The following is a 26,716-nucleotide window of genomic DNA, read 5'->3' as shown; positions in this document are numbered from 1 at the left end:
TTCAGCTCCTCTGCCCTGTTAGGGCTGCGGACGAAATCAATCCTTATTGATCGCTTCTTCGTTTTTTATTTCATAGAGGTCGGCAGCTTCGTCTTTACGTACAGTCTCTTTCAGTTCTTTCACTTCGATAGTCAGAAGTTTCTGGCCGAACTGGATATACAGTTCGTCTCCGACTTTCAGTTTGCTCGCAGCCTTTCCGGGCTGACCGTTGATTTTAATTCTGCCCTGATCGGCTACTTCTTTAGCCAGGGTTCTCCGTTTAATCAGACGGGCGTTTTTCAAAAATTTATCAAGTCTCATTCCGTAGTCCTCTCCTTCTCTTTAGCTTTCTGCCACCAATCTTCCAACTGTTCAAGAGACATTTCTTCCAGCTTTTCATTCCCAAGTTCCGCTTCTTTTTCAAGAAAAGCGAAGCGTCTGCGGAATTTTCTGTTCGTCTCCTGGAGCGCAAGTTCTGCATCAATCCGGTCGTGTCTTGCGAGGTTTGCAATGGTGAAAAGGAAGTCGCCCAGTTCCTTCTCCCGTTCACGCTGAGAATCAGCCGACGTATACTCCTCCCACTCTTCTTTCATTTTATCAAGAACCATAGATTTGTCATCCCAGTCGAAACCGACTTTGGACGCTTTCTTCTGAAGATCGATCGCCTGAAGAAGAGCCGGAGCGTGGGTCATCACCCCGTCGAGAAGCGAATCACGGCGAGCGTTTTGCGACTCCTTCTGCTTGATGGCTTCCCAGTTACGGCTGATTTCCTCTTCATTCATGTCTGCTTCACCGAATACGTGCGGATGGCGTCTGATCATTTTATCCGTCACTGCCCGGATGACGTCGTCAACTGTGAAGTACCCTTCATCCTCGCCGATCTGACTGTGAAGCATCACCTGCAGCAGCACATCCCCCAGCTCGTCTGCCAGGTGTTCGTCATCCTCTTCGTCGATGGCTTCAATAACCTCGTAAGCTTCTTCAATAAGATATTTTTTCAGGGAGGTGTGCGTCTGTTTCCGGTCCCACGGGCATCCGCCGGGGCCCCGGAGGCGACGGATAACGGCGCGCAGCTCCTGGAACTGATGACTCAGTATTTCCCCTGAAGCCGGCGGGACGTAGACACTTGTGAGGTTGTCCACCTCCACGGTACGGTCAAGATCGGCGAGCTCCACAGTTTCCACACGTTCCCTGTCGCTTCCGGCTGCCGTTACGATCGTCACCGGATAGTCTGCCGGAAGATCTTCAAGTAAAACAAGTTTCACTTCGGAAGCAATCATTGCATCGTACACCTGACAGAACAGAGTATGCTGCCGGTACGTCAGCCCTTCCCTTTCAAAGCCGGTGGCATCTATGAACTGGAATCCTTCCACCGGGTCTATTTTCAGAGTGCGGAAGGTATCATCGAGGAAACTCTGTCCTCCTTCGACTTCCACCTCGAGCTCCCCGTTCTCCAGAAGAAGTTGAACCGTCTTCTCTGCGACCATCGGATGACCAGGGACCGTGTAGTAGATGTCCCGGTCCCGGGCTTTTTCGATCAGCTCCTCCGTAATTGTTCCATAAACGTTTTCAAAGGAATCGAAACGTTCATAAACGTCATCAAAACTTATGAACCGGACGCCTTCCGCCTGCAAATCACGTACAGCCGGATGGTCCAGCGTTCGGGTGAACACACTATTCTCTTCCGATACCAGTTTCCGGTACGTGCCGACCGAGAGCTGAGAGAGATCCCCAGCTCCGAGTCCGATAATCCGTATTTTCCCCATACTATCCGTTCTCCTTTATGAACCATTTTCTAAACTGTGCCGGCAGGGCCTCCGCAGGCAGGACCCTGAACTGCCGAAGAAGCAGAGCATACACGATAGCCCCGCCGCCTGAAGCTGCAAGTACCCAGGGAAGAAGCAGAAGCCTGCCCTCCGGGATGTAGAGCCACTTTAACGCGAGTACGAAAAGGCTCATACCGGCAAGAGCAGGTAACATACGACCCCACTTCCACGTAAACAGCCTGCTGTTCAACTTCTTTTTCAGTAAAAAAAGATTACCGGAAGCGGCAACGCTCACGGCTGCGACAGAAGCGACCGCCGCCCCATAAGTTCCGAACTCCGGAATTAATACTACGTTCAAGCCCGCTTTCACTATTAAGCCGCCACCGATTAAAGCTGCCGTCCATGCAGCGTAGCCAAGTCCCTGCAGAGCGGAAGCGGCGGTCAGGGCAAGCGACACCAGAATCACCATCACCATCTGTACCCGGAGCACCCCGGTGCCGGACTCGTCCTGAAAAAACAACCTGTTTATTTCCGGAAACAGAAGCAGCAGTCCGACACTCGCGGCGGTGCTGATAACCAGAGTGAGCGCCATTGCCTGACGGACCGGTTCCACGGATTGTTCCGAGCGCACGATGGCCGGCAATATGGATAATGCAAGCGAGGAGGCAAGAACAGTAACGAGCTGGATAAGCGGCTGAGCCCTGTCGTAGATCCCCTTCCATTCCCTCGCTTCCGTTACAGAAATACCGTGGTCCTCGAGGAGGAGAGGGACGAACGTAAAGGCATCGGTCAGCTGCAAAAGCAGAAGCATCATGTAATTCACGCTGATCAGCACGCTGTAGAACAGCACCTGTTTTACGTAAGGAAAAGAAGAAACGGCAGCAGGTAACTGCTCCTGTAACTCTCTCTTCTTCCATTTCACAAAAAGATAACCTGTCGCCGCGACCATGCCCGTTATAACCGCCGCAGCGGTCCCGGTTCCGATAAAATAGACGCTTCCGGTCACGTAGACGATGGTGCTTACAATCAGAATGCCCGCCACCCGTAAAAATTGTTCCAGGATCTGGGATACAGCAGGGGTCTTCATATCCTCTTCTCCCTGAAACGCGCCCCGCAACAGTGCGAGAAACGGGACGAAAAGAAAGACGAGGAACGATGCCTTAAGAGAACTTATTAGATTCCAGTCGTCCATCAGCCCGGCGAGGGATGCGGCACTTACAAAGCCTGCACCCGCAAGCAGCCAGAAAAACACCGAGAGGCAGAGGAAGACCGGTAAATAGAACGAAGCTGCCGTAAGCTTCCTGTTCTCGGCCACCACACGGGAGACCGCCGCCGGCACCCCCTGGAGCGCAAAAATTATTCCTATTCCGACAATTGGATATATTTGCTGATATACATAAAAACCGATATCGCCCCCCAGGTTCTGCAGAGGAATGCGATAACCGGCACTCAATATTTTTCCTGTAAGACCGGCCAGCATCAGCCAGGCCGTCCCTTGCAACCAACTATTTTTCATATGGAAACCTTTCAACTATAAAATAATACTCCCATTATATCACAGTGCCGCTCTGGTTCTTCACCGCAAAAACCAAAATCCCCCTGCCGCCTGTTCCTCTTTTGCGCAGGCAACGGCAGTCAGGGGGTCTCCAGCAATTACACGACATCTTCCCTCATCATAGAAGGAAGGCGTCTCAGAAATTCCTCGATAAGCTCGTAGCGTCTCGGTTTTGTATTTCTGTCCAGACGGAAGCGGATCGTCAGCTGGTTCTCGTCCGTACCAAGCTGCACCATCCGTCCGTACTGGTTGGCCATTTCGAACAGCCGGGAACCGTCGATGCCCTGGCTCTGTTCTTTTTCCATCACCAGTTTGATCATGTGCTTCTGTTCCGTGATTTCTTCAATACGGTTTTGTTTCGCCTGCTGCTTCAGCACGGAAACTGTGAACAATTTCTCCACCTGTTCCGGATAGTCTCCGAAGCGGTCGATAAGCTCATCACGAAGATCCTGGATATCCTCTTCCGATTCAATCGTCTGAAAACGTTTATACATGTCGATCTTCTGTTTCTCATCCGAGATGTAATCACCCGGAAGGTAAGCGTCGATATCCAGCTGGAGTTCAGGCTGGAACGGCTGTATGGCCTCGGGCGTTTTCCCCTGACGTTTCGCTTCGATCGCATCCTTCAGCATCTGTGAATACATATCGAACCCGACAGAATCGATGAAGCCGTGCTGCTGGGCACCGAGCAGGTTCCCTGCTCCCCGGATCGACAAATCACGCATGGCAATCTTGAACCCGGATCCGAGCTCCGTGAACTCTTTGATCGCTTCCAGACGTTTTTCCGCGATTTCCGTCAGCACCTTGTTCTGCTGATAGGTGAAATAAGCGTAAGCGACCCGGTTGGACCGGCCCACGCGCCCGCGTATCTGATAAAGCTGGCTGAGCCCCATTCTGTCCGCGTCATATACGATAAGCGTATTTACGTTAGGGATGTCCACGCCTGTTTCAATGATTGTAGTACTTACGAGAACGTCATATTCCCCTTCCAGAAAGGCGAACATAATATTCTCAAGCTCTGTTTCATTCATCTGACCGTGAGCTACTGCGACTCTCGCATCCGGCACGAGCTCGGATATGTGGGAAGCCATCCGGTCAATGCTGTCCACCCGGTTGTACAGGAAGAAGACCTGACCGTCCCGCGACATCTCGCGTTCCACCGCTTCCCGTATAAATACCGGATTGTACTCGATGACGTACGTCTGAATGGGAAACCTGTTTTCCGGAGGGGTTTCGATAACGGAAAGGTCCCGTACTCCGAGCATGGACATGTGCAGCGTCCGCGGTATGGGAGTAGCCGTGAGAGTCAGAACGTCCACGTCCGCTTTCAGCTGTTTGATCTTCTCTTTGTGCTTCACACCAAAACGCTGCTCTTCATCAACGATAAGCAGACCGAGATCTTTGAACTCGACATCTTTCGACAGAAGACGATGCGTTCCCACTACAATATCAACCAGCCCTTTTCGGAGTCCGTCCGTATTATCCTTCTGCTGCTTTCTCGTACGGAAGCGGCTCATCAGACCGATGTTCACTCCGAAATCCTGCATACGTTCCGTCAGCGTTTCGTAGTGCTGCTGGGCAAGGATCGTAGTCGGCACAAGTATCGCCACCTGCTTTCCTTCCGCAATCGCTTTGAAAGCGGCACGGAGAGCCACTTCCGTTTTCCCGTACCCGACATCCCCGCATAGAAGGCGGTCCATCGGGCGCACCCGTTCCATGTCGTGTTTGATTTCTTCGATACAGCGAACCTGATCGGGAGTCTCTTCGTAAGGAAAAGCTTCCTCGAACTCTTTCTGCATTTCCCCGTCCTGCTCAAAGGAGTGACCCCTGGACGCTTCACGCTCGGCGTAAATTTCAATAAGGTCATCCGCTATATCTTCAACCGAAGACTGGACGCGCCGCTTAACTTTCGCCCACTCGGAGCCGCCGAGTTTATAAATTTTAGGCTCTTTTCCTTCAGAACCGACATATTTCTGGATCAGGTCGATCTGATCCACCGGCACGAACAGCTTATCATTCCCGGAGTATTGCACCATCAGGAAATCATTGTGCGTCCCGCTCGACTCCAGCGTTTCGATGCCGAGGTACTTACCGATACCGTGGTGGGAGTGGACGACGTAATCGCCGACGTTCAGTTCCTGATAGCTCTTAATCCGTTCGGCGTTTGAAATCTTTTCTTTCTTTTTCCGTTTAGGTGCCCGTTTTTTAAACAGTTCCCTTTCGGTCAATACAGCTATTTTGTGGAGCGGCCATTCGAAACCGGCCCGGAGTGCGCTGTCGATGATCACCGGAGTGCTCACCGGCAGGGTTACATCCTCTTCCCCTACTACCGCCTCCATTTCATAATCATCGAGAACCGCCTGGACCTTCTCTTTCCGCTGCTCTCCCGAAGCCGCGATAACGACCGAGAAGTCCTGCTTCTTCCAGCGATCCATCTCATTTTTCAGTAAGTTCATCTGGCCGTGGAATTCCTGCATCTGCCGCCCTGTTATGTTGACGACATTCCCGGGCTGAGTGGAGGGGATATGTCTCATGAATACGGACAGGTAAATGCGCTGATGAGTCGTTTTCGCCCATATATCATGCCAGTCATGGGACACCTGCAAGTCTCTCACGGTACGCCCGTTTTCAAGCAGGTTCCGGTGCCATTCTCCTTCCTCCTCATCCAGTCGCTGTGCTGTTTCCTGAATTCTGCTCATTTCATCAAACACGACGATCCCGTCCTGCGACAGGTAATCGAGCAGGCTGTAAGTCTCTTCATAGAAAAATTCCATGTACTTGTACATATTCTCGAAGCGTTCCTGCTGTTCCAGCCGTTCCTTGTCATGCGAGATCTCTTCGAACAACCTCTGTTTCGCTTCCTGGTCCGACCACTTGCCGACCGTGTCCTGATAGGCGTCTTCGAGTCTGTTCAGAGCCCTGGCGTAATCTTCCGGTTTCAGAAGCATTTCCGTCGCCGGTCTGATCACCGTGCTCCCAAGCTTTTCTTTTGAGCGTTGGGATTCGACATCAAAGGTACGGATCGAGTCCACTTCCGTATCAAAAAGCTCAATCCGGACCGGGTATTCCTCCGTCAGGGGATAAACGTCAAGAATCCCCCCGCGCATCGAAAACTCACCCGGAGAAGAGACCATGCCCGTACGTTCATATCCGATTTTCACAAGTTTCGACAACGTATGGTCAAGATCGATTTCTTCTCCCATGTCAAAATGAAGCTGAGCTTCTTTCCAATACGAAACAGGCGGCATTATTCTTTTTAAAGCCGCCACAGGTGCTATGAAAATACCGGAGTCTTCATGAAGCCATTCGTCCAGAGCATCGATCCGCTGACTTCTCAGTTCGGGGCTGGCGATAGCGATTTCCGATGCGATCAGTTCGTTGACCGGATAGAGATGTACCGGGCAGTCGTCTGCCCATTCCTGCAGGTCTTCATACAGCTGCTGAGCCTGATGCAGCTGATGGGTGACGAGAAGGACCGGCCGTTTCACCGCTTCCTGCACGACGGAAACCAGCATGCTTCTTGACGTCCCCGAAACCCCGGCTACCATCTGTTCTTTTATACCGCTACTGACCCCCTCGATAACTGAAGCAATATCATCATGGGAACGTAAATATTGTTTTATTCCATTCATAGTAACCAACCCTCCACCTTCAAAGCTTCCTCTCCCTCGAATTCATCTTTTATAATCGTAAAAAAACAGACCCGGACACCTGGTCCGCCTACTTGTTATACTCATTCATAACTTCATCGAAGCTTCTCTCCATCCACGCCTCACACGCTTCTACGGAACGGTCGATACTGTCTTCCATATACTTTTTCTCTTCTTTGCTGAATGTGTCGAGCACGTGGTTAATGACCGAGTCGCTCTTCGGCTTTCCAATTCCCACACGCAGCCGCTTGAACTCTTTCGTACCAAGCTGGTCAATGATATCACGGATTCCGTTATGACCCCCGTGACCACCTTTCTGGCGCAGACGGATTTTTCCGGGCAGGAGATCGAGATCATCATAAATGACGAGCAGATCCTCTTCTCCGAGTCCGAAATAATCCATAAACGAACGTACTGCTCCTCCCGACAAATTCATATATGTCTGAGGTTTAAGTAAAATGATCTTTTCCCCGCGTACGTGTTCCGTCGTGAACAGGCTGTTGAACTTTTTCTTTTCCACGGTCCAGTTGTTCCGCTTTGCAAGCTCATCAATCACCTGAAAACCGGCGTTATGTCTGGTAGCTTCATATTTCTTACCGGGATTCCCCAGTCCTACGATACACTTCATAAGTTGAACTTCCTTTTCTTTTGAATGATTACCGTTATTATAGCATAGCAAAAACCGGAAGATTAACGAAAGAAAAGGGCGCGCCTTTTCGGCTACGCCCTTCCTCATTCCTCTCGTTTATCAGGAATTCTCGTTATCTTCATCTTCGTCTTCATCCGGGTCTTTAAGAATATCCGGCTGCTCGTCTGTCTCTTCTTCCGGCTCCGACGGAACTTCTTCCGGAGGAGTAACGGAAACGATTGTCGTATTCTCATCTTCAAGAAGTTCGTAGTTACGTCCTTCTTTCAGGTCGCTCACCATCAGGCTGTCGCCGATTTGAAGTTCGGATACGTCCACAGTAATCGACTCCGGAATGTCACCGGGCTTCGCACGAAGAGCTACAGCGTAAAGAGGCTGCTGCAGTACGCCGCCTTCACGTACGCCTTCAGGCTCTCCTTCCACGTTGATGGAAACTTCCACGTCTACTTCCTGCTGCATGTTGACCGCGTAGAAATCCGCGTGGATCAATTCGTCTTTGAGCGGGTCGAGCTGGTGTTCGTGAAGCATTACGTCCAGTGTATCTCCACCTTCAACATCGAGGGAAATGATTGCGTTTCTGCCGTGGTCACGAACCGTTTTAAGAAGTTCGATGCTGTTTACGGAAAGAGTTACCGGGTCTTTTTCTTTACCGTATACGACACCAGGAACCTCTCCGCGCTGACGGATTTCCTTTGTGCTGGATTTCTGCAGATTATTTCTTTTCGTTGCTTTTAATTTAATAGCCAATTTCATCTACCTCCAAATATTTATCGTTATTATATACCCTCATTCACATATGGGTAAACGTATTAATCAAAAAGAATACTTACGGACTGCCGTTCATGTACACGGATAATCGCTTCACTGATCAACGGAGCAACAGAAAGCGGGTTGATTTTCTCGCTCTGTTTGTCTTCTCCAAGCGGAATCGTGTTCGTGACGACCAGTTCTTTGATTTTCGAGTCATTGATGCGTTCGATCGCCGGCCCTGAAAGTACAGGGTGAGTACAGCAGGCGTACACTTCTTTCGCTCCATTCTCGACCAGTGCGTTCGCTGCTAAAGTGATAGTACCGGCCGTGTCGATGATATCATCGATCAGAATTGCTGTCTTACCTTCAATGTTACCGACAATATTCATAACCTCTGCCACGTTTGGCAGCGGCCGGCGTTTATCGATAATGGCAATCGGGGCCCCGAGACGGTCTGCCATTTTTCTGGCGCGTGTCACCCCGCCGTGGTCAGGCGATACGACAACGATGTCGTCGAGATTCTTATTCTCGAAATACTCGGAAAGGATAGGTACTCCGATAAGGTTGTCGATCGGTATGTCGAAGAAACCCTGGATTTGCGGAGCATGAAGATCCATCATAATGACCCGGTCCGCTCCCGAAGTCTGAAGCAGGTCTGCTACAAGTTTAGCGGTGATGGGTTCACGCGACCGGGCTTTCCTGTCCTGTCTCGCGTACCCGTAATAAGGCATGACGATATTGATCGAGTTTGCCGACGCCCGTTTCAGTGCGTCAATCATAATCAGAAGTTCCATCAGGTGCTGGTTGACCGGTGAACTTGTCGATTGCACCACGTATACGTCACAACCACGAATACTTTCATCAATGTTGATTTGAACTTCTCCATCACTGAACGTAGTTACTGTACATTTCCCGAGCTCAATACCGATATTGCTGGCAATCTCTTCTGCAAGCGCCGGGTTGGAATTCAAAGTAAAAACCTTCAGCTCCGAGTTTCGGTAATCCTTAGCCGCCATGGAACGAACCCTCCATTAATCTTTTTTCTTGGATTTCAGTTTCTGTGCGTAATTTTCTTTGTTCGTCTGCCGTGCTCTTGCAATAGACAGCGACTCTTTCGGAACATCTTTATTAATGGTTGAGCCGGCCGCTACGTACGAACCTTTCCCAACGGTAACCGGGGCGATGAGGTTCGAATTACAGCCGATAAACGCATCATCTTCGATTGTAGTCAAAAACTTATTCTTTCCGTCATAGTTGACGGTGATCGTTCCACAGCCGATATTCACCCCGCTGCCTACGTCAGCGTCCCCTATATAACTCAGGTGGGAGACTTTACTTCCTTCACCGAACGAAGCTTTCTTCACCTCAACGAAGTTACCCACTTTCACTTCATCACCGAGGTCCGATTCAGGACGAATGTGCGCAAATGGCCCTATTTTTACGCGTTTGCCCACTTTACTGTCGGACACAAAACTCTGTTTCACAACGGACCCTTCTCCGATATAGCTGCGCTCCACAGTGGAATTCGGACCGATGACCACGTCATCCTCAATGACCGTATCACCCGTAATCGTGGTACCGGGCTCAATTGTGACATCCTGACCGATAACGGCATCCGCACTGATATAAGTATTGGAAGGATCTATAATAGTCACGCCGCCGCGCATATGGTTTTCATTGATTCTTTCCCTCATAAACGCCTCTGCCCTGGACAGAGCGACACGGTCATTGACCCCGAGTGCTTCCCTCAGGTCTTCCATCTGATACGCACTTACGGATTCCCCTTCTTTTTGAAGAATCTCCATGACATCCGGCAGGTAGTATTCCCCCTGGGCATTATCATTCGAAACGCTGGAGAGTGCTTCAAAAAGCATTTCATTATCAAAACAGTACGTTCCGGTATTGATTTCCTGCACCTTCGCCTCTTCCGGTGAAGCGTCTTTCTGCTCCACGATACGTTTGACGTCGCCACGTTCATCGCGAAGGACACGACCATAACCGTGCGGGTCTTCCGCATGGGCAGTAAGTACTGTCGCTTTCGCCTGCTTCTGTTCATGGTGCGAAAGAAGAGCTTCAAGCGTATCACTCGTCAGAAGCGGTGTGTCACCGCAGACGACGACGGTCGTCCCTTTTTTACCGGAGAGGTGATCTCCGGCCTGGAGTACTGCATGACCTGTGCCGAGCTGTTCCTTCTGAATGACATACTCACTGCTGTCTCCGAGCTGTTCCTGCACAGTTTCCGCTCCGAAACCGACAACAGTAATGATCTGCGATAGTTCCAATTGATTAAGTTGATCTGTTACGTGCTGCACCATCGGCTTTCCGGCTACAGGATGAAGAACTTTGTAAAGCTTTGATTTCATCCTGGTACCCTGACCGGCTGCGAGCACTACTGCAAAACGATTGGCCATGAAGTAACCCCCATCATAGTTATCCACTATGAATATTATCTTAAATCAGAATTAATTTCAACATTACACCCGTCAGTGATTATATTTTTTAGAAATGGGTATATCAATACTATAGCAGGTGGTCGGCTCTTCTTCTTCTCCTGTCGAAAAAAATATCCCGCCCCGTTTTAGTTACGCGGCTCCGATTATTTCCGGGAAAGAAACTGCTGAGAGCTAAAAAAGAACCTGACCCGTCCCGGTCAGATTCTCTTCTGAAACATTTTTAAGAAGCGCCTGCTCCCTCATATTCCATTTGCTGAGGTGCCTCGGCTTTTTGATAAGCTTCGAGTACAGCCTCCTGTATTTTACCTCTCGTGCCGGAATTGATCGGATGAGCGATATCCCTGAATTCTCCGTCCGGTGTACGTTTGCTCGGCATCGCCACGAACAGTCCATTATTCCCGTCGATGACACGAACGTCATGTACCACGAATTCCTGATCAAACGTAATAGAAGCAATTGCTCGCATTCTTCCTTCTGTGTTTACTCGACGCAGTCTCACGTCAGTTACTTCCATTAACCATTCACCACCTTTGTTTTATAGAGCCTGTTATATTATTTCTACTCTGTCACAAAGTTTCCTGCTTTATTCAGAAAATTTTTTCTCTATTTCTAATAAAGTTTTCTTAAAGCCTTCCGAGAAGATTACCGGCTTCCACTTCAATTTCTTTCGTACGGTCATCGGCGTGAAGAATGCGCAACAGTGATACATAGTCATCGACGACACGTTCTTCCTCTTCGTCTTCCGCTTCCGCCAGCACTCCGATACCTGCAACTTGCGCATCGAATTCTTTCAGCAGATTCTTCATACCGTTAATCGTGCCGCCTGCTTTCATAAAATCATCGATGATACATACATTGGATCCGGGACTAAGCGAACGCTTCGTCAGCACCATTGTCTGGATTTTTCTGGTGGAGCCCGACACGTAGTTAATACTTACGGTCGACCCTTCCGTAACTTTCGGGTCTCTTCTCGCGATGACCACCGGAACGTTTAAATGAGCGGCTACCGCATAAGCAAGAGGGATCCCTTTCGTTGCTACAGTCATTACCGCATCTATTTCCCGGTCGACGAACACAGAAGCGAACATTTTTCCAATGTCATTCACCGTCCGCGGGTCTCCGAGGAGATCACTCATAAACAGGTAACCTCCCGGAAGAAGGCGGCCTGTATCCGAAAGCTTCTCACAGAGTTGTTCGACAAACGGAGTCCCATAGCTCTGCGAGTAGGCCGGGATATATTTCACCCCGCCGGAAGCCCCCGCCACCGATGCCAGGTACCCCGTCCCTTCCTCCTGGAACCGTTCATCAATGATTCCGAGATCTTCACTGATCGAAGATTTGGCGGAACCGAACTTTTCCACGAAAAAGGGGAGGGAGATCAGGGTGTAAGGATGTTCAATAATGTAACGGGTCATAGAAACTAAACGTTTACTTCTTTTCATATACAGAAACTCCTCTTAAAACCGAATATTTTATTTAAATATAACAAAAATATACGGTTTTAATCAAGAGTTTCCTTCGTTCCAAGGACTCTCACCATATACACTTCATCACAAAACCCTTTCAGATGGTTACAGATCCTTCTGGCTTTTACATCCGGCTCCACCAGGGAAAACACGGTCGGACCGCTCCCGCTCATCAGGGACGTATCCGCTCCGGCCTGCAGCATATGTTCTTTCAGCTGGGCTACTTCAGGATAAAGTCGCACGGTGACCCCCTCCAGCGTATTACCTACGCTCTGGCACATCTTTTCATAATCTCCTGTCCGCAGGGCTTCCACCATGGAAGAGGTGTCCGGGTGCCCGGCCTCTTTTACGTCCAGGGCCTGATAAATGGTTTTCGTAGATACGCCGATAGGCGGTTTGGCAAGTACGACCCAGCACGGAGGAGGTGCGGGGAGCTCCTCGATTTTTTCTCCCCGACCGGTAGCGAGGGCCGTGCCCCCGTGGACGCAAAAAGAAACGTCCGATCCGATTTCTGCTCCGATTTCCGCAAGTTCACCGGGAGTTGTATCCAGGTCAAACAGCCGCGCCATCCCTCTTAATACGGCAGCTGCATCACTGCTTCCTCCTGCCAGTCCTGCAGCCACGGGAACGTGTTTCGTCAATTTGATATGGACACCGCCAGTGATGGAATAATGCTTCTTCATTTTCTTCGCTGCCAGGTAGGCAAGATTACGCTCATCATTGGGGACGTATCTGCTTTCGGCTTCCAGAACAATTTTATTCTTTTTCAGGCTGGTCAGTTCAATACGGTCGGCAAGGTCTATCGTAGTCATCACCATCTCCACTTCGTGGAAACCGTCTTTTCTTTTATGTAGCACGTCGAGCGATAAATTTATTTTCGCCGGCGCTTTCTCCATTATATACATACCAACACCCACTTAAACGTATAGTATGACCGCATTGTACCATAAAAAGACAAAACAAAAAGCAGCAAACGAAATGTTTACTGCTCTGCTACGGCAACTGATGGTTGTTCTTCGAAGTTGAGTTCCACGGTTTCGGTCAAAACATCCGCGTAACTGTAAGAGACTCTCTCATAAGAATTCTCTTCGGGATCCAATTCCACGATAAAAACGGAAGGGTACGTATCGGAAAGCGTCCCTGTACGTTCAATCGTTTTGCGTCGACCTCCATTAGCTTTCAATGTAAGTCGGTTTCCGATCTGTTCTTCTAGCGTTTGCTTGATTTCTCCCAATGTTTTAGCCACTAGACTCCACCTCACTAAAACAAATATATCACACATATTGGAAATAGTCAAATAAGTGATATATTATAGCAATATTCAATAAAGAATGTCAATCACAAAGAAAAGCGGAGCCATTCGCTTAGAAGTTCTAAGATAAGCAGGTACTCCGGGCTTCGGGTGCTCTGGCCCGAAACAGGGGGGCCAGCTTATCTTACGGACTTCTGAATGGCGGAGCTGGACAAAGAAAAGCGGAAACTTCCGGGTAGAAGCGCTGGCGTAAGCAGGAGGCTTACTTTTCGGGTGACTTCTCCCGAAAATAAGTGTACTGCTTAGGACATGAGCTTCTGGAAGTTGCAGCTGGACAAAGAAAAGCGGAAACTTCCGGGTAGAAGCGCTGGCGTAAGCAGGAGGCTTACTTTACCTTATGGAAAACATCCGCCAGTTTCGCGAACTCTTCCATCGAAAGCGACTCCCCCCGGCGACCGGGGTCGATACCCGAGCCCTCCATACGTTCCCTGATCTCACTCTTTTCAACTGACCCTTTGAAGAAACTACCGAGGTTATTGATAAGCGTCTTTCTCCTCTGTTTAAAAGAGGCTCTCACTATTTCAAAGAAGAAATCTTCATCCTGCACGTCGACAGGCGGTTCCACACGCTTTTCCAGATGAAGTACAGCGGAATCCACGTTCGGCTGGGGCATGAATACAGACTTCGGCACCATCATCGGTATGCTCGCTTCCGTGTAATACTGCACAGCGATCGACAGCGAACCGTAGCTTTTTGTGCCCGGAGAGGCGGCCATCCGCTCGGCTACTTCCTTCTGAATCATTACCGTAATGCTCTGGAACGGAAGACGGTCCATCAGCAATCTCATTAGGATAGGAGTAGTGATGTAATAAGGGAGGTTCGCAACCACTCTCACTTCTTCATGATCACGGGCAAGCTCGCGAACGACCTGGTCTATATCCGCTTTCAGAATATCTTCATTGATAATTGTGGCGTTCTCGAAAGATGACAGTTCCTCCTCGAGAATAGGTACCAGCCGCTGATCGATTTCAAAAGCCGTGACAGAACCTGCATGGAGAGCCAGCTGTTCGGTCAGCGCCCCTATGCCGGGGCCGATTTCAATAGCTGCTGTATTCTCACTGATCCCGGCATGGCGGAGCATATTTTTTAAAATATTAACATCTACGAGAAAGTTCTGTCCCAGGCTCTTCTTAAAGGAAAACCCGGCTTTGGCTAAAATGTCTTTCGTGCGACCTGGTGTCGCTATCGCTTTATTGTTCATCTTTCTCCTCCTGAATAATTTCTCTCATGACCTGTTCCACTTCCTCTTTAGTAATCCGGAACATATTCAAACGACGCACCAGCTGCTTCGCGTTCGTATGACCAATGTAAAGGCGTTCCCCGAGTTTTTCCCGCCGGGCACTGGCACCGGGTCCTCCGACCAGGCCGTATGGCAGAAGGTCGGCTTTCTCCAAATGGTCATCCTCTTCTTCTGTCACTTCATAAACGGCGGACAACGCTTCCCTTATATGCTCTGCCGACGCATGTTCCACTCCTACCCCTTTGTCATGTTTGGCAATAGCCGTATGCTTCGGCAGAAACGCGTGCTTGCAGCCCGGTACGTGTTCGGAGACGATATGTCGGATCCGTTTTCCCGGATAATCCGGATCCGTAAAAATGATGACCCCGCGCTTTTCATATGCATGTCTGATTCTCTCCAGGACGTCATCACCAATCGCCGAGCCATTCGTTTCAATCGTATCGGCCACGACCGCCTGTTTGATTTTTTGTGTATCATCTTTACCTTCGACGACGATTATTTCTTTAACTTTCACCTCAGGCCCCTCCGTTCATTTGCTTCTGTAAGCATACCACGTGTGACCCCTCAGAAAAAGCACAGGCAAAATCAGCAGCTCGAACCAGTAGAGTGGGATTTACTATCCTTCCTCAAAAAGAAACTGAATACACAAAAACGCCTGTTTAGAGATAAAAACTCTATTCAGGCGTTTTGTATTATATGTCCGTTAATTTTCAGGATAAATCAAAACATTATCGACGAATATCCTGCAACGTACTGTGAACATACCACCGATACTTACTTTAATATTTTCTGTACATCCATTACTGCGCTTTAAACTCCCGGTCAAAATCCCTCGCAGGGTAAAACCGACCTGTTCGTCCTGCAATGTACCATCAACAAATAATCTTTCCCCATTAAACCATGTATTCACTACCTGAATGTGGTGCCCTTCATATGTAACTTCGAAGGTTTTCTTCATTTAAGCCTGCCCCCATCCGAAACTATAATAGAAATTTCTAACCAGAGTGACATGATTTATTGAAAAATAACATACCAATCTATACGAAAATTGATATGTTATTAAACCTGTTATGTTGTGTTTTCTCCATTGGAAGTAAAGTAGTTACGACTGAATACCAAAAAACTTTTTCGCATTCTCCGTAGTCGTTTCCGCTACTTCCTCATAAGATAACTCTTTCAACTCCGCAATCTGTTCGGCGACCAGCTTCACCCACGCAGGTTCATTCCTTTTGCCGCGATTCGGATGAGGAGCAAGGAAAGGGGCATCCGTTTCCACGAGCAGATGTTTCATGTCTACAGCTTTTGCCACTTCTTTCGGGAGCGTAGCGTTTTTGAACGTGACCGGGCCTCCGAGAGAGATCATAAAGTTCATGTCTATCGCACGCTCCGCATATTCTACGGGACCGTTGTAACAGTGCATAATACCGCCAACATCCTCTGCATTTTCCTGCTCGAGAACTTCGATGATATCTTCTGTCGCCTCCCGGTTATGGATGATAATCGGCAGATTCACCCGTTTCGCAAGAGCAATCTGTTTTTTGAACACTTCTTTCTGTACGTCTTCCGGTGATTTATCCCAGTGATAATCAAGACCCATTTCACCGATCGCCACTACTTTCGGGTGGTCCGCAAGACTCTCAATCCATTCGAGATCTTCTTCCGTCATATCGACAGCATCCACCGGGTGCCAGCCGACAGCGGCGTAAATGTTCTCATCGCTCTCCGCTATTTCCAGAGCTTTCGGAATCGTTTTCCGGTCAAATCCGACGACTGTCATATATTCAACACCCGCTTCCCGGGCCCGGCGTATCGTTTCGTCCCGGTCTTCCTCAAACTGATCGGCGTTCAGGTGTACGTGTGTATCGAACAACATATTGTGTTTCCTCCTTCCGGATATTCATGACAAAGATTCAGGGGCAAAACAAAAAGATAACAAAAGAACAGCACGTCGCCTCCCACGGGCCCGGCCTCAACTTGTGCCGACGCCTCAGGAGTCTCCGTGCTGTTCTTCAAAAAATCCGGAAACCGGCGGGAACATCCGCTTCCCGTTATCTGTTTTATCCCGAACGTTTTCTCAGGTTACTTTGGCTCCGTTTGCCAGCGTCTGATCGACGGAAGCGAGTGACAAATTACCGGACTCGTCTTCTCCGGCAAGAATCATACCTTCCGACAGTTCTCCGCGAAGTTTCACAGGTTTCAGGTTACGAATACATATAACCTTGCGACCTTTGAGATCTTCCGGGCTGTAATATTCGGCAATCCCCGATACGACCTGGCGTTCTTCATACCCGAGATCAAGCTGAATTTTCAGCAGTTTGTTCGCCTTTTTAACAGGAACCGCTTTTTTCACTTCGGCTACACGGAAGTCGAGCTGCTGAAAGTCATCAATGGTAACTTCCGGCAAATCCTCGGGCTTTTCCGGTCCTGCCGAAGGTTTCCTCATCATATCCTTGATGATTTGAGTCTCTTCCTCCACATCCAGTCTCGGGAAAATCGGTTCCGCTTTTTGAACTTCCGTCCCTTCGCTGATGTAATTGAAATCATCAAGTGTCTTCCATTCTTTCCCGGCAGGATCTGTGAGGCCAAGCTGCTCAAACATACGCTCCGGCGTGTTCGTCATAAACGGACGAAGCATAATGCCGATATGACGCAGCGAAGCTGCCAGGTGGGCCATCACGTTACCGAGACGTTCCCTCTGATCCTCGTCTTTTGCAAGAATCCACGGAGTCGTTTCGTCGATATATTTATTCGTACGGCTTATAAATTTCCAAAGTTCACCAAGGGCCACGGAGAATTCCATCTGTTCCAGGCTCTCCTCCACGTTCGTCTTCGTCTCCATGGCCATTCGTTCAAGATCTTCCTCCAGGCCGGTCTCTCCCGGTACAAGCGCAGGGATCCGTCCGTCGAAATACTTGTTGATCATGGCGACCGTACGGTTCAGCAGGTTACCGAGGTCGTTGGCCAGATCGTAATTCGTACGCTCAACGAAAGCTTCCGGTGTAAACACTCCGTCCGACCCGAACGGCACTTCGCGGAGAAGATAGTAGCGGAGTGCATCAAGACCGTATCTGTCACTGAGCTGGACAGGGTCCACGACGTTTCCTTTGGATTTCGACATCTTTCCATCCTTCATCAGAATCCAGCCGTGCGCAAACACCTGTTTTGGAAGAGGAAGATCGAGAGCCATAAGCATGATCGGCCAATAGATCGTATGGAAACGGACGATTTCCTTACCAACCAGCTGTACATCGGCAGGCCAGTACTTGCGGAATTGCTCGTCATCATCCGTATCGTACCCAAGGGCCGTAATGTAGTTACTGAGCGCATCGATCCACACGTAAATTACGTGTTTCTCATTGCCCGGTACCCCGATACCCCAGTCGAACGTAGTACGGGAAATAGCGAGATCTTCAAGCCCCGGTTTAATGAAGTTATTGATCATTTCGTTTTTCCGGCTTTCCGGCTGGATGAATTTCGGGTTGTCTTCATAGAACTTGAGAAGGCGATCGGCATACTTGCTCATCTCAAAGAAATAGGATTCTTCTTTCACTTTCTCAACCGGAGCGCCGCAATCCGGACAGTGCGCTTCATCAAGCTGACGTTCCGTGAAGAAGGACTCACAGGAAGTACAGTACCATCCTTCGTACTCCCCGAGGTAGATATCCCCTTTTTTCATGAGGTAATCGAAAATTTTAGCTACTACCTGCTTATGCCGCTCCTCGGTAGTTCTGATGAAATCATCGTAAGAGATATCAAGTTTCTTCCATAGATCCTGAATACCGCCCACGATTTCATCCACATACTCAATCGGGCTTACTCCCTTTTCTTCGGCTTTACGCTGAATTTTCTGGCCGTGTTCATCCGTCCCGGTCAGATACATCACGTCATATCCGCGCAGTCGTTTGTAGCGGGCCATCGCATCCCCGGCTACGGTTGTATAAGCGTGTCCGATATGAAGATTGCCGCTCGGGTAATAAATCGGTGTCGTAATATAAAATGTATTTTTCTCCTCAGGCATACAGGCCCCTCCTTATGATTACGAGACTTCTTATAAATAGTCATTCCTAACTTTAAAATATACCGAAAATAGGTCCGTCCTGTCAAAAAATCGGGGTTTGTGCAGGGGGAAGACTCCCTTCTCGAAACAGGTATAGACACCCGTATACAGATATGTAAAAGTTTTTTCGTTATTTAGAACATGCTAATTGACATGATTGGCAAACTTTGGTACTATAATTCCGAACCATCGTCGAAATCAGACGACTAACTTTTGAAGTAAGGGGAGAGAAACACTATGAAATCTACTGGAATCGTCCGTAAAGTGGACGAACTGGGACGCGTCGTTATTCCTATCGAATTACGCCGTACCCTGGACATCAATGAGAAAGATGCGTTGGAAATATACGTAGACGACGACCGCATCGTTCTTAAGAAATATCAGCCATCCATGGCTTGTCAGGTCACCGGGGAAGTGGCTGATGACAACATTAAGCTTGCAGGCGGCAATCTGGTTCTCAGTAAAGAAGGCGCCGAACAGCTGGTCAAAGAAATTCAGAGCAAATTCTGATATTTCGACCTCTTTTTAAAAAAGTAAGCACTTTTACCAACAGAGAGAGAAGGTAAAAGTGCTTCTTTTTTATTCTTTAATCCTCTTCCACATGGTACGCCCGGTATACTTCACGTTTCGGCAGACCGCGCTCCACCGCTACTTTTTTGACGGCTTCTTTATCCCTCAGTCCTTCCTCCACGTAAGATCCGACGTGTTCCTCCAGAGTGAGCGAATCCCACCAGAATGATTTCTCTTCCTCTTCGCCTCCTTCGACCACGATACAGAACTCGCCTTTCAGCTCCGTTTCCTCCACCCAGGTGAGGACGTCGGAAAGATCTCCCCGCAGAAACTCTTCATACTGTTTCGTCAGTTCGCGGGCAAAAGAAACGCGACGGTCACCGAATACCTCGTATAAATCCTGCGTCATCTGTTTCAGACGGTGCGGAGATTCATAAAATACCATCGTTTCCGGAAAGTTCTTCCACGTTTCCAGTTCCTTCACTCTGTCCTTCTTTTTCCGGGGTAAAAATCCGTAGTAAAAGAAGTGTTCCGCCGGCAGTCCCGAACCGACCAGAGCGACGAGTGCCGCGTTGGCACCGGGAAGTACGACGACCGGAATATCTTCTGCCACCGCCTGATTTATGATTTCCTCCCCGGGATCGGAAATCCCCGGCATTCCGGCATCACTGACCAGCGCTACGGAAAGGCCGTCTCCGAGCCAGGCGATCAGTTCCTCCGCCCGGCTTTTCCGGTTATGTTCGTGGTAACTGATCAGTGGAGTGTCAATATCATAGTGCCGGGTCAATTTCTTCGTGTTGCGGGTATCTTCCGCTGCAATCTTATCGACCGACTGTAACGTATGCACGGCCCGGTACGTCATATCCTCCAGATTCCCGATCGGCGTGGGGACGATGTACAGCGTACCTTCCTCCTTATGTCCCCGGAAACTTTTTTGCGTCTTCATCCTTCATCCACTCCCTGTATAAGCTTTTCCTTGGCTGTGCGGGACAGTTTTTTAATTTTGTATTCTTCCCGGAGGGCCTCGCTTTTCGTCGAAAATATTTTCGTATAGACGACTTCAAAAGGAGCTCTGCCTCTCGTATACTTCGCTCCCTGTCCTGCTTCATGTTTTTTCAGACGTGCAGGCAGGTTGTTCGTGTATCCTGTATACAACGTGTCGTCCCGGCACTTGAGGACGTAAACGATGTGCTCATCCATACAGCATCTGTGCCGCTTCTTGTGTGTAGCCACCGTCTTCCTCATATACATAGAGAGGGGGCAGAATGCCGAGCCCCGGCTTCCCGTCCCGTACCCCTTCGATCAGCAGCATATTCGCTTCTTTTTTCGCATTCGGATAAACGAAACGGACCCGCTTCGGTTCCAGCTTATGCTTGCGGAACGCCTCAATGATTTCGACGAAACGTTCGGGCCGGTGGACCATCGCTACTTTCCCGCCGGATTTTGCCAGTCGGGAGGATGCTTCCACCACTTCTTCAAGCGTACAGGCGACTTCGTGACGTGCGATCTTCAAATGTTCATTTTCATTCCTCATCACGCCATCCGTCGTCTTGAAGTACGGCGGATTCACGGTTACAAGATCGAATTTATCATTTTTGAAATAAGCCGGCATCTCCCTCAGATCTCCGTGGATCATGGACACCTGTTCTGCCGCTCCGTTCAGCTCTACATTCCGGACGGCCATGTCATACAGCCTCTCCTGGATTTCCACGCCGGTGATCGGTACGTTGGAGTGGTTAAGGAAAAAGAGGGGCAGTACCCCGTTTCCGGTACATAAATCAAGAATCTTCCCTCTCGTCCGCGGCAGAGAGGCGAATCTCGCCAGAAAAGCGGCATCCAGAGAGAATGCGAATACGCTCGGGCTCTGTATAATTCTTCTGTTTTCTTCTGCAAGCAAATAATCTATTCTTTCGTCTTCGTATAAGTGAACCACGTTCCCGTTTCCTCCCGCCTGGTATGAATAAAGAAAAGAGGACCCCCCTGCACCCAGGGGAGTCCCGAAATAACTAACTGCGGTTTAAGAAAGAGAGACAGAACAGACAATCTTCGTCTCTTGGGCTTCCGAAATGCAGATTACATATGTGAAAGCCTTCTTCGTAAAGACGGGCTAAATTGTCGTAGCCTTCTCCGACTACGGGCCGGACAGGCACACCGCCTCCCTCTGCCGCTTCTCTTTCGGCATTTTCCCGATCGAGACGCTGCCGCAGATGATGGTTTTCGATAGAGAGATGCTGGTTCTCTTCAATCAGCATAGCCAGCTGCTCCTTCAGGTCCCCAAGCTGTTGGTGAAGATCCCCGATCTGTGATTCCAAATGAGTGAACTTTTCAATCACATTTTTCTTATTCAGTGTCCCTCTCTCCTTGCTACTCTGCACCATTTGTTTCAAGCACTCCTTCATCTATCAGTTCCTGAAGGGAGTACTCCAAAGCATTTTCCTGATCTTTGAACTCAATCTGTACAACACGCTCAAGCATATTCAGCCCTACGACCTTCCCGTCGCCGAGAGACGTGGAAATACGTTCTCCGAGGTCCGGCAAGATGCGTTTCGCCTCTTCGTAGTCGTCGTTTTCGTACTTCAGACAGCACATCAGACGCCCGCAGAGACCGGAAATTTTAGCCGGATTCAGGGAGAGGTTCTGGTCTTTCGCCATTTTTATGGAAACGGGCTCGAAGTCCCCGAGAAACGTGGAACAGCACAGCATACGACCGCATGGGCCGATGCCTCCGAGCATTTTCGCTTCATCTCTTACTCCGATTTGACGCAGCTCGATGCGCGTACGGAAAACGGAGGCGAGGTCTTTGACGAGATTTCGAAAATCCACCCGTCCATCCGCTGTAAAATAAAAGATCACTTTATTGCGATCAAATGTATATTCAACTTCCACCAGATTCATATCCAGCTTATGTTCCTTAATCTTCTTCTCACATGTATCATAGGCTTCCTGTGCTTGGACTTTATTCTCCTGGACAGTGAGCTTATCCTTCTCGTCAGCTTCCCGGATGACTTGTTTTAACGGAAGAACTACATCTTCTTCGTCTACCGTGCGGTTGGAGATGGCGACTTTCGCAAACTCAATGCCTCTCACCGTTTCGACAATGACGTAATCACTCGTCGTCAACTTCAAGTTACCAGGAGCGAAAAAATAAACTTTTCCTGCCTGCTTAAAGCGCACACCTACTACTTCGACCATTACGGATCAACACCTTTGCAATTGAAGTGTAAGTTGTTCCATCACGAGTGTGGGGTGAACGTTCTGGTGTATGTGACGTTTCGCCTCCATAATTCCGGACATACAGGAGGTGACTTGTGCACGGGACCACCGCATCATCGCCTGTTCTCTCTTCTCCTGTTCCTGAATGAATACGACAGCTTCTTCACGAGCGAGGTGTTCGTGAAGAATGTCCTTATACCATAGCATGAGGACGTCCAGACCGCGCTGAAGCGTATCCTTTTCGGAAAAATGAGGCATCCACTGATGATTGACAAACAATAGTGCTTCATTCGGTTTCGATTGAAGTACTTCCGTCAATTGTATCACTAATTTTCGAGCATTGGCAAACCAGTCTCCCTCAAGCATTTCCTTCGCTTCTTCCGCGTTATTCGTCAGTTCGCTCAAAAGGAAAGCGTTTGACTTCGAAATGCCCTCCTCCATCAGATAATTCCTCATTCTTTCATGATTCAGAGGCTGGAAGGCGATCTGCTGACACCTCGAACGGATGGTCTGCAAAATCGCTTCACTGTTTTCCGTCAGGAGAATCGCCGTAGTATCCCTTCCCGGTTCTTCCAGGAATTTCAGCAGACGATTCGAAGCGTTGACCGTCATTAAATCGGCGGACTCCACAACGTAGATTTTTCGATCGGATTCAAGCCCTGTATACGTGAATTCTTTCTGCAGTTCGAGAATCTGTTCTTTTTTGATCGAGGCTCCGTCCGGTATGATCCAGTGCAGGTCGGGGTGATTCCCGGAGTCGATGCGCCGGCACTCCCGGCATTCCTGACACGGTTCTGTATCTGCGGTATACGGACAGAAAAGCGTTTTTGCCAGGAGACGGGCCGCTTCACGCTTCCCGGTCCCCCGATGGCCGTAAAAAAGATAGGCATGCGCCATTCTGTCTTTATCATAACTGTTTATAAGCATCTGTGCCGCAAGCGGCTGCGTTTCTTTCAGTTGGCTCCAACGTTCCATCTCTGTCCGCCCTTACGTATATAAATTGATTAACAGACCCTTTATTTCACCGATCAGGCCTAAAAGATCCATTTTACTGTCTTCCCGGGTCATCACGGCTTCCGTCAGTTCAGCAAGCTTCTCATCCACTTCTTCCACAATCGTCAGCTTCCGGTTCTGACCGGACCGGCTCCAGCTGTGCGAATGCTTCAGATTCATTCCGTACTGTACGGATTCTTTCACGAACTCCCTGATCATTTTTTTATATTTGGCAAGTTCCCGGAAGGAACGATCGCGGGCGAGTCTTTCTCCCTGGGCGGAGATTCCCGCCAGCAGCCGGTTCAGCTGCTCTTTCTGCAGCTGACCTGTCTCTGTACGTACCAGTGACTCGAAAGACCGGGCTTTCGCTCCCGTCCGCGCATCCTGCTTATACTGCGTTTCCATCTGAACGCGCATATCCTGACTTATTTTCATAAAAGCGCTCCCTCACTCAATTTAAAAGTGGAAAAACGATTCGACGGGAAGAACGAATACGTTAGCTCCTCCCACTTCCACCTTCACCGGTTTCGGAATGTAGGAGTCCGCGTTCCCTCCCATCGGGGAGATCGGCGCTACCATCTGATCCCGTTTTGAACAGTTCTCTTCGATGATTTCAAGCACGTGGTCCACCTGCCCGTCATCCACTCCGATCATAAGTGTCGTATTCCCCTCTTTGAGAAATCCGCCCCGGGTAGCCAGTTTCGTAGATTTATAATCGTGTTCCGCAAGGGCGTCTGTCAGCCGGTTCGTATCCTTGTCCTGTACAATCGCCATAATCAACTTCATCGTTCTGCCTCCTCATATTTTTTAGTAGAAATAAATCACTGTCTGTTCGTGTGTCGACGCAGAGCCTGACGGGCTTCTTCGGTCACTTTTTCAAGAGACTGATCGGCATCGATCCTCTCCACCCTGTCCGGGTACCTTGCGACGAGTTCGAGATAAGCTTCATATACTGTCCGATGGAACTCGATGTCTTCGAGGTCAAGCCGATTCTTCTCTCTCGTATCATTGGCATCGATTCTCGCAAGCCCGCGTTCCGGGGTGATATCAAAAAACAGGGTGACATCCGGCATCCACTCTTCTATGGCGAATTCATTGATTGCCATCACTTCGGAAATGCCGAGCCCGCGTCCTACCCCCTGATATACGAGACTTGAATCGACGAAACGGTCACAAAGGACGATTTTACCTTCTTTCAGGGCAGGAATCACTTTTTCCGTCAGATGCTGACGCCTGGCAGCGGCATAAAGAAGCGCCTCTGTCTTTGCATCCATTTCCCTGTGGACGGGATCGAGGATGACATCACGTATTTTTTCGGATATCCGGATCCCTCCCGGCTCTCTCGTTGCGAGCACGTCATACCCCTGATTTTCGAACTCTTCGTGAAGAAGCTTGAGGACCGTCGTTTTTCCGGCTCCTTCGCCTCCTTCAAATGTAATGAACATACCTAGTCACGACCATTCTTCCTGAAATATAGTTACTGCTTTTTCTATGTTTTCATTTTGAAATACTGCTCTATTCTCTATGAGCGTGCGAATGTGTTCCACCTGCTCCTGCCTGATCCTCTCTCCTTTAAGGATAAGAGGAATGCCCGGCGGATAGGGGATGACCGCTTCAGCAGCTATGTGCCCCGTTGCTTTTTCGAGTGGAAGAGAGACCTGATGCAGATCTTCCATCTCTTCATACTGTACATCGAGCTGTTGAACCGGGGGAAAAGATATATTGTTATCTATTATTTTATCATGCTTTTCCCGTTTTTGTAATAAGCGTGCCACTTCATAAAAGGCCGCCTTATCATTTTCCCAGCTTTCCGGACGTTCCAGCCCAAATGTCAGAAGCACCCCGGTATTCGTGGCCATCTCCGCATATATTCCCTGCTCTTCAAGCATGGAAGCGAGGGTGAACCCGTCCACTCTGCTCGGCTTTAACTCCACTTTCAGGGGATCATCCTGTGGCGACGCAGGCAGAACCTCCCATTCGCCGCAGCAGGCGTCCAGCTCTTCCCTTACTTCATCGAGAAATGTTAACAGCCCGTTCTCTTCCCACATCGCCATATATCTCCGACATACATCCAGGCTTACCATAACGGGATAAGAGGGACTGCTTGACTGTACGATCTGGAGCATGTAAGTCAGACGTTCTCCCGGTACAAGCGACCCCTGGGTATGTAAATAAGCTCCCATAGTCATTGCGGGAGCCATTTTATGAGCAGACTGCACCACTATGTCCGCACCCGCTGCAAGCGCAGTATCAGGAAAGTTACGGTGAAGAGAGAAGTGTACGCCATGAGCCTCGTCTACGAGCACCGGCTTTCCCGCTTCATGTACGAGTGAGGTTATCGCTGAAAGATTGAACGTGTGACCGAAATAATCCGGATACGTAACAATGACCGCCACCGCCTCCGGAAATTGACGCAACCCTTCCCGCACTCTTTCCGGTGTCAGGCTGCTGAACTTTCCGGTTCTCGCGTCCCATTCCGGAGCCAAAAACACGGGCTTGGCCCCAGCCAGTTCTATACCGTGGAGTATGGATTTATGCGCGTTTCTCTGTACAAGAACGAAACTTCCTCTCCGGCATACCGCAAGAATCATAGCCAGATTTCCCGAAGTACTTCCATTCACGAGAAAACGGGTCTTTTCACTTTTAAAATAAAGACGAGCCAGTTCTTCCGCTTCTTTGATCGCTCCGCGTGGGGAGTGGAGATCATCAAGACCCGGAATTTCTGTCGCATCCATTTCCAGCACCTCACGGAAGACTCCCTGGGCCTCCGTATCAAAGATAGTCCCGTTTTTATGGCCGGGCACGTGGTAGCTTCCGACTTTTCCGTGGCGGTACTGCTTTACAGCTTCCCAAAGAGGGGCTTTTTCATATCGAGTCATTTGTGTTCTCCCTTTCTTTTCTCCATTAATCATAACAAAGAAAAAGACTGCCTTCTACACACGCAGAAAGCAGTCTCCCCTTACCTTTCCGAAGCGACGGGGTCTTACCTATACAAAAGAAGCCCAGAGGGGGTGGCCTCTGGGCTTCTGACAATGTGGCAGCGCCCTACTCTTGCGGGGGGTAACCCCGACTACCATCGGCGCGGAAGAACTTAACTTCTGTGTTCGGCATGGGAACAGGTGTGAC

At 49.3% G+C, this 26,716-nt stretch carries 28 protein-coding genes and 1 rRNA gene; 1 reads left to right on the top strand and 28 read right to left on the bottom strand.

The window, feature by feature from the left end; translation table 11 throughout:
• Positions 1-36: 36 nt before the first annotated feature.
• The 17 genes from BLU03_RS13400 to metG all read right to left on the bottom strand — a co-directional run bounded on the left by BLU03_RS13400 (position 37) and on the right by metG (position 18,835).
• Positions 37-300, bottom strand: a complete 264-nt coding sequence (locus tag BLU03_RS13400; protein ID WP_008591391.1) for an RNA-binding S4 domain-containing protein — start codon at positions 298-300, stop codon at positions 37-39.
• Positions 297-1,745 (bottom strand): bifunctional methyltransferase/pyrophosphohydrolase YabN, encoded by a 1,449-nt coding sequence (gene yabN / locus BLU03_RS13395; protein ID WP_093108285.1) that lies wholly within the window; start codon positions 1,743-1,745, stop codon positions 297-299. Before yabN ends, BLU03_RS13400 begins: the two co-directional genes overlap by 4 nt.
• A 1-nt stretch (position 1,746) precedes the next feature.
• Positions 1,747-3,261 (bottom strand): putative polysaccharide biosynthesis protein, encoded by a 1,515-nt coding sequence (locus BLU03_RS13390; protein ID WP_143023841.1) that lies wholly within the window; start codon positions 3,259-3,261, stop codon positions 1,747-1,749.
• 137 nt (positions 3,262-3,398) lie between these two features.
• Entirely contained in the window at positions 3,399-6,932 is a 3,534-nt protein-coding gene (mfd, locus tag BLU03_RS13385; RefSeq protein WP_008591384.1) for a transcription-repair coupling factor, read from the bottom strand.
• 88 nt (positions 6,933-7,020) lie between these two features.
• Positions 7,021-7,578 carry an aminoacyl-tRNA hydrolase gene (pth, locus tag BLU03_RS13380; RefSeq protein WP_008591381.1) on the bottom strand — a complete coding sequence of 186 codons (558 nt, stop codon included), beginning with the start codon at positions 7,576-7,578 and terminating at the stop codon, positions 7,021-7,023.
• Positions 7,579-7,698: 120 nt separating this feature from the next.
• Positions 7,699-8,343 (bottom strand): 50S ribosomal protein L25/general stress protein Ctc, encoded by a 645-nt coding sequence (locus BLU03_RS13375; protein WP_093108280.1) that lies wholly within the window; start codon positions 8,341-8,343, stop codon positions 7,699-7,701.
• Between the two features lie 62 nt (positions 8,344-8,405).
• A complete protein-coding gene (locus BLU03_RS13370) occupies positions 8,406-9,362 on the bottom strand; it encodes a ribose-phosphate diphosphokinase (protein ID WP_076572701.1) in 957 nt (318 codons plus the stop codon).
• Between the two features lie 15 nt (positions 9,363-9,377).
• A complete protein-coding gene (gene glmU / locus BLU03_RS13365; RefSeq protein WP_008591376.1) occupies positions 9,378-10,757 on the bottom strand; it encodes a bifunctional UDP-N-acetylglucosamine diphosphorylase/glucosamine-1-phosphate N-acetyltransferase GlmU in 1,380 nt (459 codons plus the stop codon).
• A gap of 262 nt (positions 10,758-11,019) precedes the next feature.
• Positions 11,020-11,313 carry a septation regulator SpoVG gene (gene spoVG, locus BLU03_RS13360; protein WP_008591375.1) on the bottom strand — a complete coding sequence of 98 codons (294 nt, stop codon included), beginning with the start codon at positions 11,311-11,313 and terminating at the stop codon, positions 11,020-11,022.
• Positions 11,314-11,422: 109 nt separating this feature from the next.
• Positions 11,423-12,241 carry a pur operon repressor gene (gene purR / locus BLU03_RS13355; protein ID WP_008591372.1) on the bottom strand — a complete coding sequence of 273 codons (819 nt, stop codon included), beginning with the start codon at positions 12,239-12,241 and terminating at the stop codon, positions 11,423-11,425.
• A gap of 59 nt (positions 12,242-12,300) precedes the next feature.
• Positions 12,301-13,170 carry a 4-(cytidine 5'-diphospho)-2-C-methyl-D-erythritol kinase gene (gene ispE / locus BLU03_RS13350; RefSeq protein WP_093108278.1) on the bottom strand — a complete coding sequence of 290 codons (870 nt, stop codon included), beginning with the start codon at positions 13,168-13,170 and terminating at the stop codon, positions 12,301-12,303.
• A 77-nt stretch (positions 13,171-13,247) separates the two neighbouring features.
• Positions 13,248-13,511 carry a biofilm formation stimulator Veg gene (gene veg / locus BLU03_RS13345; RefSeq protein WP_008591368.1) on the bottom strand — a complete coding sequence of 88 codons (264 nt, stop codon included), beginning with the start codon at positions 13,509-13,511 and terminating at the stop codon, positions 13,248-13,250.
• Between the two features lie 391 nt (positions 13,512-13,902).
• Positions 13,903-14,778 (bottom strand): 16S rRNA (adenine(1518)-N(6)/adenine(1519)-N(6))-dimethyltransferase RsmA, encoded by an 876-nt coding sequence (rsmA, locus tag BLU03_RS13340; RefSeq protein ID WP_093108276.1) that lies wholly within the window; start codon positions 14,776-14,778, stop codon positions 13,903-13,905.
• Positions 14,768-15,331 (bottom strand): ribonuclease M5, encoded by a 564-nt coding sequence (rnmV, locus tag BLU03_RS13335; RefSeq protein WP_008591360.1) that lies wholly within the window; start codon positions 15,329-15,331, stop codon positions 14,768-14,770. The genes rsmA and rnmV overlap by 11 nt, the downstream gene beginning before the upstream one ends.
• A 189-nt stretch (positions 15,332-15,520) precedes the next feature.
• On the bottom strand, positions 15,521-15,775 hold the full coding sequence (locus BLU03_RS13330) for a hypothetical protein (protein ID WP_093108274.1): 255 nt from the start codon (positions 15,773-15,775) through the stop codon (positions 15,521-15,523).
• 144 nt (positions 15,776-15,919) lie between these two features.
• Complete coding sequence (locus tag BLU03_RS13325; protein ID WP_008591356.1) at positions 15,920-16,690, bottom strand: TatD family hydrolase; 771 nt, start codon at positions 16,688-16,690, stop codon at positions 15,920-15,922.
• Positions 16,691-16,891: 201 nt separating this feature from the next.
• The gene (metG, locus tag BLU03_RS13320; protein WP_076572710.1) at positions 16,892-18,835 is read right to left on the bottom strand and encodes a methionine--tRNA ligase; all 1,944 of its coding nucleotides are present in this window, start codon (positions 18,833-18,835) and stop codon (positions 16,892-16,894) included.
• Between the two features lie 276 nt (positions 18,836-19,111).
• On the opposite strand from metG, the gene BLU03_RS13315 reads away from it, so the two are divergent.
• Positions 19,112-19,384, top strand: coding sequence for an AbrB/MazE/SpoVT family DNA-binding domain-containing protein (locus tag BLU03_RS13315; RefSeq protein WP_008591350.1), 273 nt, complete (start codon positions 19,112-19,114; stop codon positions 19,382-19,384).
• 76 nt (positions 19,385-19,460) lie between these two features.
• Here BLU03_RS13315 and rsmI read toward each other — a convergent pair whose 3' ends face one another.
• The 11 genes from rsmI to rrf form a co-directional block, all read right to left on the bottom strand.
• Positions 19,461-20,330, bottom strand: coding sequence for a 16S rRNA (cytidine(1402)-2'-O)-methyltransferase (gene rsmI, locus BLU03_RS13310; RefSeq protein ID WP_076572713.1), 870 nt, complete (start codon positions 20,328-20,330; stop codon positions 19,461-19,463).
• Positions 20,327-20,584: a GIY-YIG nuclease family protein gene (locus BLU03_RS13305; RefSeq protein ID WP_076572715.1), complete on the bottom strand. Its 258-nt coding sequence runs from the start codon at positions 20,582-20,584 to the stop codon at positions 20,327-20,329. Before BLU03_RS13305 ends, rsmI begins: the two co-directional genes overlap by 4 nt.
• Positions 20,577-21,317 (bottom strand): tRNA1(Val) (adenine(37)-N6)-methyltransferase, encoded by a 741-nt coding sequence (locus BLU03_RS13300; protein WP_076572717.1) that lies wholly within the window; start codon positions 21,315-21,317, stop codon positions 20,577-20,579. The genes BLU03_RS13305 and BLU03_RS13300 overlap by 8 nt, the downstream gene beginning before the upstream one ends.
• Positions 21,318-21,390: 73 nt before the next feature.
• Entirely contained in the window at positions 21,391-21,732 is a 342-nt protein-coding gene (gene yabA, locus BLU03_RS13295; protein ID WP_040609641.1) for a DNA replication initiation control protein YabA, read from the bottom strand.
• Between the two features lie 16 nt (positions 21,733-21,748).
• Positions 21,749-22,576, bottom strand: a complete 828-nt coding sequence (locus tag BLU03_RS13290; RefSeq protein WP_093108273.1) for a PSP1 domain-containing protein — start codon at positions 22,574-22,576, stop codon at positions 21,749-21,751.
• Between the two features lie 6 nt (positions 22,577-22,582).
• Positions 22,583-23,572 (bottom strand): DNA polymerase III subunit delta', encoded by a 990-nt coding sequence (gene holB / locus BLU03_RS13285; protein ID WP_093108271.1) that lies wholly within the window; start codon positions 23,570-23,572, stop codon positions 22,583-22,585.
• A 12-nt stretch (positions 23,573-23,584) separates the two neighbouring features.
• Complete coding sequence (locus BLU03_RS13280) at positions 23,585-24,025, bottom strand: YaaR family protein (protein WP_093108269.1); 441 nt, start codon at positions 24,023-24,025, stop codon at positions 23,585-23,587.
• 21 nt (positions 24,026-24,046) lie between these two features.
• Positions 24,047-24,376 carry a cyclic-di-AMP receptor gene (locus BLU03_RS13275; protein WP_093108267.1) on the bottom strand — a complete coding sequence of 110 codons (330 nt, stop codon included), beginning with the start codon at positions 24,374-24,376 and terminating at the stop codon, positions 24,047-24,049.
• 35 nt (positions 24,377-24,411) lie between these two features.
• Complete coding sequence (gene tmk / locus BLU03_RS13270; RefSeq protein ID WP_076572726.1) at positions 24,412-25,035, bottom strand: dTMP kinase; 624 nt, start codon at positions 25,033-25,035, stop codon at positions 24,412-24,414.
• Positions 25,036-25,041: 6 nt separating this feature from the next.
• On the bottom strand, positions 25,042-26,469 hold the full coding sequence (locus tag BLU03_RS13265) for an aminotransferase class I/II-fold pyridoxal phosphate-dependent enzyme (RefSeq protein WP_176765486.1): 1,428 nt from the start codon (positions 26,467-26,469) through the stop codon (positions 25,042-25,044).
• Positions 26,470-26,622: 153 nt separating this feature from the next.
• Positions 26,623-26,716: ribosomal RNA gene (gene rrf, locus BLU03_RS13260) — 5S ribosomal RNA — on the bottom strand; the annotation flags it as partial.

This window comes from Salimicrobium album (genome assembly GCF_900107115.1).
GTDB classification, from domain to species: Bacteria; Bacillota; Bacilli; order Bacillales; family Halobacillaceae; genus Salimicrobium; species Salimicrobium album.
The sequence above is the reverse complement of the archived record's forward strand: the minus strand, read 5'-3'. Positions and strand labels throughout refer to the sequence as shown.

What these genes read in the sequence shown, in the direction of transcription:
- BLU03_RS13400 (WP_008591391.1), bottom strand. Translation starts at nt 300, where the DNA reads ATGAGACTTGATAAATTTTTGAAAAACGCCCGTCTGATTAAACGGAGA.
- yabN (WP_093108285.1), bottom strand. Translation starts at nt 1,745, where the DNA reads ATGGGGAAAATACGGATTATCGGACTCGGAGCTGGGGATCTCTCTCAG.
- BLU03_RS13390 (WP_143023841.1), bottom strand. Translation starts at nt 3,261, where the DNA reads ATGAAAAATAGTTGGTTGCAAGGGACGGCCTGGCTGATGCTGGCCGGT.
- mfd (WP_008591384.1), bottom strand. Translation starts at nt 6,932, where the DNA reads ATGAATGGAATAAAACAATATTTACGTTCCCATGATGATATTGCTTCA.
- pth (WP_008591381.1), bottom strand. Translation starts at nt 7,578, where the DNA reads ATGAAGTGTATCGTAGGACTGGGGAATCCCGGTAAGAAATATGAAGCT.
- BLU03_RS13370 (WP_076572701.1), bottom strand. Translation starts at nt 9,362, where the DNA reads ATGGCGGCTAAGGATTACCGAAACTCGGAGCTGAAGGTTTTTACTTTG.
- glmU (WP_008591376.1), bottom strand. Translation starts at nt 10,757, where the DNA reads ATGGCCAATCGTTTTGCAGTAGTGCTCGCAGCCGGTCAGGGTACCAGG.
- spoVG (WP_008591375.1), bottom strand. Translation starts at nt 11,313, where the DNA reads ATGGAAGTAACTGACGTGAGACTGCGTCGAGTAAACACAGAAGGAAGA.
- purR (WP_008591372.1), bottom strand. Translation starts at nt 12,241, where the DNA reads ATGAAAAGAAGTAAACGTTTAGTTTCTATGACCCGTTACATTATTGAA.
- ispE (WP_093108278.1), bottom strand. Translation starts at nt 13,170, where the DNA reads ATGTATATAATGGAGAAAGCGCCGGCGAAAATAAATTTATCGCTCGAC.
- rsmA (WP_093108276.1), bottom strand. Translation starts at nt 14,778, where the DNA reads ATGAACAATAAAGCGATAGCGACACCAGGTCGCACGAAAGACATTTTA.
- BLU03_RS13330 (WP_093108274.1), bottom strand. Translation starts at nt 15,775, where the DNA reads ATGAAGAAAACCTTCGAAGTTACATATGAAGGGCACCACATTCAGGTA.
- BLU03_RS13325 (WP_008591356.1), bottom strand. Translation starts at nt 16,690, where the DNA reads ATGTTGTTCGATACACACGTACACCTGAACGCCGATCAGTTTGAGGAA.
- metG (WP_076572710.1), bottom strand. Translation starts at nt 18,835, where the DNA reads ATGCCTGAGGAGAAAAATACATTTTATATTACGACACCGATTTATTAC.
- BLU03_RS13315 (WP_008591350.1), top strand. Translation starts at nt 19,112, where the DNA reads ATGAAATCTACTGGAATCGTCCGTAAAGTGGACGAACTGGGACGCGTC.
- rsmI (WP_076572713.1), bottom strand. Translation starts at nt 20,330, where the DNA reads ATGAAGACGCAAAAAAGTTTCCGGGGACATAAGGAGGAAGGTACGCTG.
- BLU03_RS13305 (WP_076572715.1), bottom strand. Translation starts at nt 20,584, where the DNA reads ATGGATGAGCACATCGTTTACGTCCTCAAGTGCCGGGACGACACGTTG.
- BLU03_RS13290 (WP_093108273.1), bottom strand. Translation starts at nt 22,576, where the DNA reads ATGGTCGAAGTAGTAGGTGTGCGCTTTAAGCAGGCAGGAAAAGTTTAT.
- holB (WP_093108271.1), bottom strand. Translation starts at nt 23,572, where the DNA reads ATGGAACGTTGGAGCCAACTGAAAGAAACGCAGCCGCTTGCGGCACAG.
- BLU03_RS13280 (WP_093108269.1), bottom strand. Translation starts at nt 24,025, where the DNA reads ATGAAAATAAGTCAGGATATGCGCGTTCAGATGGAAACGCAGTATAAG.
- BLU03_RS13275 (WP_093108267.1), bottom strand. Translation starts at nt 24,376, where the DNA reads ATGAAGTTGATTATGGCGATTGTACAGGACAAGGATACGAACCGGCTG.
- tmk (WP_076572726.1), bottom strand. Translation starts at nt 25,035, where the DNA reads ATGTTCATTACATTTGAAGGAGGCGAAGGAGCCGGAAAAACGACGGTC.
- BLU03_RS13265 (WP_176765486.1), bottom strand. Translation starts at nt 26,469, where the DNA reads ATGACTCGATATGAAAAAGCCCCTCTTTGGGAAGCTGTAAAGCAGTAC.